The 2692-nt window shown below is 58.1% G+C and carries 4 protein-coding genes; 2 read left to right on the top strand and 2 right to left on the bottom strand.

The annotated features are described in order from the left end of the window. Positions 1-8: 8 nt before the first annotated feature. Both AC1DUU_RS28750 and AC1DUU_RS28745 read right to left on the bottom strand, forming a co-directional pair. Positions 9-227 (bottom strand): hypothetical protein, encoded by a 219-nt coding sequence (locus AC1DUU_RS28750; protein WP_476786736.1) that lies wholly within the window; start codon positions 225-227, stop codon positions 9-11. A gap of 125 nt (positions 228-352) precedes the next feature. After that, positions 353-532 carry a hypothetical protein gene (locus AC1DUU_RS28745; RefSeq protein WP_476786735.1) on the bottom strand — a complete coding sequence of 60 codons (180 nt, stop codon included), beginning with the start codon at positions 530-532 and terminating at the stop codon, positions 353-355. Between the two features lie 171 nt (positions 533-703). Between AC1DUU_RS28745 and AC1DUU_RS28740 the strand changes: the two genes are divergently transcribed. Both AC1DUU_RS28740 and AC1DUU_RS28735 read left to right on the top strand, forming a co-directional pair. Beyond that, a complete protein-coding gene (locus AC1DUU_RS28740) occupies positions 704-1048 on the top strand; it encodes a hypothetical protein (RefSeq protein WP_476786734.1) in 345 nt (114 codons plus the stop codon). A 1077-nt stretch (positions 1049-2125) separates the two neighbouring features. After that, the coding region (locus AC1DUU_RS28735) for a histidine kinase dimerization/phosphoacceptor domain -containing protein (protein WP_476786733.1) at positions 2126-2692 on the top strand (567 nt) is incomplete at its 3' end.

The following is a 2692-nucleotide window of genomic DNA, read 5'->3' as shown; positions in this document are numbered from 1 at the left end:
TTTCGCGCCTAGTTGTTGCAAATGGCATCCAACATCATCGACATCAGCTTGTCGCGGGCCTGAAGCTGCAAAGTGTTTGGCGGCTCCATCGCAAGCAGTTCATCAATGGACAGCCGCTTGTAAGGTGGACGCCCTGTGACGACATAAATGTACCGTCGCTCCCAATTGACGACGAGCTTCCAGATGGCCGTGTCATCCTCTGCCAGGACGGAAGTGATGGGCTTCACGTTGGACACCTCTCTGAAAAGCAGAGAATGCCCCTTCCAACCGAGAGCCGTCTATCGCCAGATTTGGCTATTGACGCCCGAAGGCAGGCCACTGTGACCGTTTCCCCTTGCGTCAGGGAATCATGTTAGCCTGACAGCGTTCCCAAAGGTGGCGGGGCTTTTTCAGCGTCTAAAGGCTGCTCGGCGTCGATCTTGTCAGAGATTGCTTTGTATTCGCCCAGTGCGTGGTGAAAGTCGGCCAATGCCGCCTGCAACGCTGAAGGGTTCCGCTTGGCGGTATCTATGTAATGATCTTGCGCGGCCACTACTTTGGCCAGCGCTTCAGACCATTTATCGAAGATTGGCTAGTTTTCACTTGCCATTTGCCGGGCCCCCCTATGCATCTGCCAATAGTGGAATACAGGCAGTGTGATGGCAAGTGGTATGTCAGTCGCACAATGGCCGTTTGACTTTTGGCCGCCACGGGGAGGACTGACATGGAGACCATCAACAAAGCCAAGGCAGCTGCCCTCCTGGTCTTCCTGCTCATCGTTGGCGGTATCACCAGATGYGTGAGCGACGCCGGCGCCTTCGAGCGGCTTCAGGCCTTCGACAAGGCAGCACTGTCGGTCGCTTACGGTGTGGTCTGCAAACTCGACACGTCCGAGTACACCAGCATCCAGGTCGCCGAAGCACTGCGGCTGTTGGGTAAGACCTACGAACAGGTCCAGGATGACCTGGAACGCCTGGCTGTCGTTCACATCGCGCGGCTACAAGAGAGTGACTCGATTGAGGAGCGCTGCGGCGAAATCACCCGCATCGTCACGCAGGCCGCCAACTGAATTGCAACGCGCTTCTCCATCCCCTTCGCCCCGCTGCCGAAAGGTGGAGGGCTYTTTYTGTTTATGGGAACCGGAWGGATCGAAGGACGTTGGGTCGSRCGGAGGAAATCCCATCGCGCCGCAATGGTGGKCTCCGTGGAGYGACTTAGCTATCCCTCATGGCAAGTCRCTCTAGCATAGGGCCTGTCGGCCGCCCGCTGGCAGGCCTTTTGGTTTCTAGGCAACAGTGGAGTATGGTTGGCGCGCGCCCACTGGTGTCTCGGCAGGTTTCAGAGGGCGGCAAGAACGGCCTGTCGAACCTGAACTCGGCGGGCCGTTTCTGCGGTCACGGCACCAATATCTCGGTCACCGTCGCATGCCGTAGCTTGCCCCGCCTGGTTCCGCCGCCGACGTAGATTTACCGGCGATTAACCTTGCTGCGCGACCATGGCTTGGCGGAAATGTACCAAGTCCCGCGTCCTAAGCCTGACCAATCAAGAGCCCCGTCACCATGCTATGAGTGGCGGGGTTTTTTGTATTCTGGGCCGGCCGGTCAAGGAAGTTAGATCGAGCACCGCCGGCGCATGCAAAGGGTGCATTTTTTCACGTTGCTTGGAACACTAGATTGAAGCCGGCGTTGTTAGTACGCAGCGTTCCCGATGCGCACACATCTRGGCTGCTGCAAAGACGGCCCGTTTAGGCTAATCGCCTGAGCGGGCCGTTTGCATTGCGTGGGGGGCGGTTGGCGAGGATGGCCGACGCTACACTCAGGTACACCCTGGCACGCTTCAAAATGGGGCCTGTCGGCTGGCGGGCTGGCAGGCCTTTAATTTTGGATGTGCCGGTGGCAGAATTGTTAGCGCGCGGCACTGCTGTCTGGTGGCACGGGCCAGAGCTGAGCAGGAACGGCCTGTCGAACCTTGCTCGGCAGGCCGTTTTCGTTATTAGCGCGTCGCGCCTGGCGGGCTCCGGGCTGGCTGGCGTCTGGCGAGGCCGGGATGCCGATGCCTTGAGAGGCTGCGTCAGCCAGAGACAGGCGTCTCGCAACTGTGTAACGTACATGCAGGCGATATCCGCCTCAGATCGGCTTCACCTCCAATGTTCCATCCCATCGCGAATGTCGAAGACGCTCAGACGTTGGCGCAGGCTATCGTCAATACGATCCCCGAGCCATTTCTCGTGCTTGACGAACAGTTCCTTGTGCTGGCGGCCAGTCGCTCTTTCTACCAGACATTCAAGGTCGATCCCGAACAGACACGGGGGGCGTTGCTCTTTGCCCTCGGTGATGGTCAGTGGGACATTCCCGCACTTCGTCTGCTCCTAGAAACAATCATCCCTGAGAAGACCGCGATGGATGGTTTCGAGGTGGCTTACGATTTCCCCAACGTGGGCCACCGCACGATGTTGCTCAATGCTCGAAAGGTCATCTACGACCACAGCAATGCCATCACCATCTTGCTCGCCTTCACCGACATAACGGCCCGCCGCGTGATCGAGTGCGAGAAAGAAGAGCTTCTGGGCCGAACCGAAGATCTGCTTCGCCAGAAGGATGTGCTTCTTCGCGAAATGGAGCACAGGGTTGCCAACAGCCTGCAGATCATCGCCAGCATATTGCTGATAAAGGCTCGCTCGGTCACTTCAGAGGAAACACGCCAGCATCTGAAG

The organism is Aminobacter sp. P4_H6_2, from assembly GCF_056400805.1.
The sequence above is the reverse complement of the archived record's forward strand: the minus strand, read 5'-3'. Positions and strand labels throughout refer to the sequence as shown.